This is a genomic window from uncultured Mailhella sp. (genome assembly GCF_944324995.1).
GTDB lineage: Bacteria > Desulfobacterota > Desulfovibrionia > Desulfovibrionales > Desulfovibrionaceae > Mailhella.
Window position 1 is genome coordinate 1 of the sequence record NZ_CALUYL010000043.1, and the last position, 3,526, is coordinate 3,526.

A 3,526-nucleotide genomic window follows, 5' to 3' on the forward strand; every position below is an offset into this window, starting at 1 on the left:
CATGTTCAACAGGCAGGTTTATCATGCCCGACAGGTATTCACGAAGAAATTTTCTTAAGCTGAGCGCGGCTCTGCTTGCGGGAGGGGCCGCCGTTGCCAATCCCGACAAGGCCGGAGCCATCGGTTATATCCCTCCGAAAGGTGGAGCGATAACGGAAGTGAAGGGCTATTGTCCTTTCTGTCAGGTGCGCTGCACCTACAAGGCGCGCGTGCAGGACGGCAAGATTCTCAGCGTTACCGGCGACAGCAGCAATCACTGGACGGGCGGCGCCATGTGCCCGAAGGGCATGTCCATTCTGGAACTCATGAACAGCCCCTTCCGCATCACGGAACCCATGTATCATGAGTCTGACGGCAGCTGGCGCAGAATTTCCTATCAGGAAGCCGTGGACATGGTGGTGGAACGCATGAAGGCCGTTCGCGACAAGTACGGCGCCAAGGCCGGCAACCGCGTGGCCCTGACCATGCCTTTGTGGGACTGCCTGGAATCGGAAATTGCGGCGCTCATGACGCTGCGCACGGTGGGCAGCGTTCAGGCCATGCCTCCGGGGGAAACCTGCGTTTCCACGGCCTCGAACATGCTCGGTCTCATGCTCGGCGTGAACAGCGGCTCCACGCAGGTGGACGAACTGCCCAAGGCCGAAACGCTGGTGCTGTGGGGCGCCAACGTCAACGATCTGTATCCGCCCTACACGCGCTGGCTCAAGGCGGCGCGCGAGGCCGGAACCAAAATCATCTACATCGATCCGCGCAGAACCCGCACGAGTATCTGGTGTCATACGCAGCTGCGTCCGCAGCCCGGCACCGACGGCATTCTCGCTCTCGGCGCCATCCGCTACATTCTGGAAAAGGGCGCTTACGACGAGGAACGCGCCCGCTTCCAGATCGAGGATTTTGAAAATCTCGCGCCCCAGACGGAAAAGTTCACGCTCGACTACGTGGAATCCATCACCGGTCTCCCGCAGAAGGACATTGCGGCCTTCTACGACGTGCTCGCCGCAAGCGGCAAGACCATCGTATGGCTGGGCGGGTCGCTTTCGCGGCAGACCAACGGTATCGTCACGGACCGCTCGATCATTCTTCTTCAGGCGCTGCGGGACAACCTCATCGGCGAAGGCAAGGGCATGCTTACCTTCCAGAGCGGCAAGCCCGGCGGCGGCGAAGAACTCGTGGATCACTTCTTCGGCGAAAACAATACGCCGAAGATGAACTTCCGCCGTCTGCGCCTGGCCATGGAAAAGAAGAATCTCGACATCCTTTTCCTGAACTCCAGCTACCGCCGCAATCCCGATGCCCTCGGCGTGCGCAAGGCCATCCAGAAGGTGCCCTTTGTGGTACACATGGGCTTCTTCCTCGATGAAGAGTCGGAAGTGTCCACGCTGTTCATTCCCGCCACGTTCGGTCCGGAAAGCCAGGGCTGCGGCTACGGCAACGAAAATCAGGTGGCCTGGCGCGAAAAAATCGTGCAGGCTCCCGGTTCCTGTGTGCCCGCCTGGCAGTTCTATCGCGACATCGGCCGCAAGCTCGATCCGGAACGCTATCCCGATTTCAAGGATCCGGAAGAGATCTGCCGCATGTTGCAGGCCGAGGTTCCTTCCTGGAAGGGCCTGACCATGGAACGCATGCGCCATTCCTCCACGGTGACGTGGCCGCTTTTCGCCGAAGGCGAAGAAGAGCGCAAGGGCACGGTGTTCACGGAAGGCAAGCTGCTGACGCCTACGGGCAAGATGACCGTTGTGGACAGAGTGTTCGGCGGCATCAACCGCTGGGACTATCCGAAGGGACATCCTTACGGCAAGGACGGCAAGAAAGACTTTCCGCTCATACTTACGCAGGGCAAGCAGCTCTGGCACTGGCAGCAGACCCTGACCAACTTCGCCAGATCCATGGCTCAGTTCTCCAACGGCCGCTTTGTGCAGGTCAACCCCAGGACGGCGGCGGAACTGGGACTCAAGCAGCGCGACCGCGTGATGCTGGAAACCACCATGGGCGGCATTGAGTGCTGGGTCGATATTACGGAAAACGTTCTTCCGGGTGCGGTGTTCACTCCGGCCAACTGCTGCCGGACCACGCCGCTGAAGGAAAACCAGAGCGAATCCATCTGCGATATCCTCCCGAATTACTGGGACCGCATTTCCGCGCAGCACAACTGCACGGGATGCCGTCTGAGAAAAATATGAGAGGTGAGTCATGGCTCGATATGTCATGGTCATTGATTCTGAAAAGTGCATGGACTGCAAGGCCTGCATCATAGCATGCCAGCAGCGCAACCATGTTCCCTACGGACTTTCGCGCAACTGGGTGCGCGAAACGAACAGCGAAAATTCTCCCTGCGGCTTCAAGTTTCAGCCCGGGGCCTGCATGCATTGCGACGATCCCTCCTGCGTGCGCGCCTGCCCCACCGGTGCCACCTGGAAGGCCAAGGACGGCACCGTGGAAATCGACCGTTCCCGCTGCATCGGCTGCGGAAGCTGCATTGAAGCGTGCCCGTATCACGCGAGATTCCGTCATCCGGTGACCGGCACGGCCGACAAGTGCGACTACTGCCACGGCAGCACTCCCGGACAGATTCCGGCCTGCGTGGCCGTGTGCCCCATGCACTGCCGCATCTTCGGCGACGCCGACGATCCTTCTTCCGATGTGGCGAAGGTGCTTGCCGCCCGCAAGGCCGTGCATGTTGTTCCGCTCGGCAGCGGAGCCAGGCCTACGCTGACCTATCTTGACAGCACCACTCCCGAGCAGCTGCCCGAGGCCAGCACGGTGAGCCATCCGGTGGGCGCGATTCCTCCGTTGGCCAAGGGCGTCACCTGGGTGGGCGGTCTGGTTCTCGCCGCGCTGACGGGCACCTTCGTGCGTCAGCTCATCAAGTCTTCGGAAAAGGAAGACGCGGAAATTGCGGCGGAAAAGAAGCTCGCCGCCTCTGATGACGACAAGCATGATAAGGAGGATAATGCATGATCCGGCGACATTCCCGTTCCGCAATATTCATGCACTGGTTTAATGCCGTCTGCTGGATATTCCTGCTTTTTTCCGGTTTTGCGCTGCTTGTCGGCGACATGCAGCCCATCGGTCAGTGGTGGATCGATTTCTGGCACGGCATGTTCGGCGGAAGAGGGCTGCTTGTGGCCCATCTCATCGTCGGCTCCGTGTGGGTCATCGTGTACGCGTGCTATATCCTGCTGTTCTCCCGTCGTGAGGTGCTGCCTTTCCTGCGGGAGGTCACGACGTTCCAGATGAAAAGCGATATTCTCTGGTGCATGAAGAAGGGGCTGTGGCTGGTGCTCGGTCCGAAGATGACCATGAAGATGGGCATTGATCCTGCGCTGCCGCCGCAGGGCTTCTACAATGCCGGTCAGCGCATGGTGGCCGTGGTGGCCGTCATCGCCAGCGTGGGCCTTGCCGCAACCGGCGTCATCATGGGATTCTTCTCCGGCAATGTTGCTTATGCCGTTTCGGAAACCGTGCTGCAGTGGTGCATTTTCATTCACTTCTGCTGTGCCGGCATCATGGCCATTCTTCTGCCCGT

3 protein-coding genes are annotated in these 3,526 nt (G+C 59.9%); all 3 read left to right on the forward strand.

The annotated features are described in order from the left end of the window. Window positions 1-23: 23 nt before the first annotated feature. Window positions 24-2,180 (forward strand): molybdopterin-dependent oxidoreductase, encoded by a 2,157-nt coding sequence (locus Q0K02_RS12315; RefSeq protein ID WP_294489476.1) that lies wholly within the window; start codon window positions 24-26, stop codon window positions 2,178-2,180. 10 nt (window positions 2,181-2,190) lie between these two features. Further along, a complete protein-coding gene (locus Q0K02_RS12320) occupies window positions 2,191-2,958 on the forward strand; it encodes a 4Fe-4S dicluster domain-containing protein (RefSeq protein ID WP_294489479.1) in 768 nt (255 codons plus the stop codon). Further along, the coding region (locus tag Q0K02_RS12325; protein WP_294489483.1) for a cytochrome b/b6 domain-containing protein at window positions 2,955-3,526 on the forward strand (572 nt) is incomplete at its 3' end. The genes Q0K02_RS12320 and Q0K02_RS12325, both read left to right, overlap by 4 nt.

Bases quoted from the DNA above. Each gene is read 5' to 3' on its own strand.
- Q0K02_RS12315 (WP_294489476.1), top strand. From the start codon at position 24: ATGCCCGACAGGTATTCACGAAGAAATTTTCTTAAGCTGAGCGCGGCT.
- Q0K02_RS12320 (WP_294489479.1), top strand. From the start codon at position 2,191: ATGGCTCGATATGTCATGGTCATTGATTCTGAAAAGTGCATGGACTGC.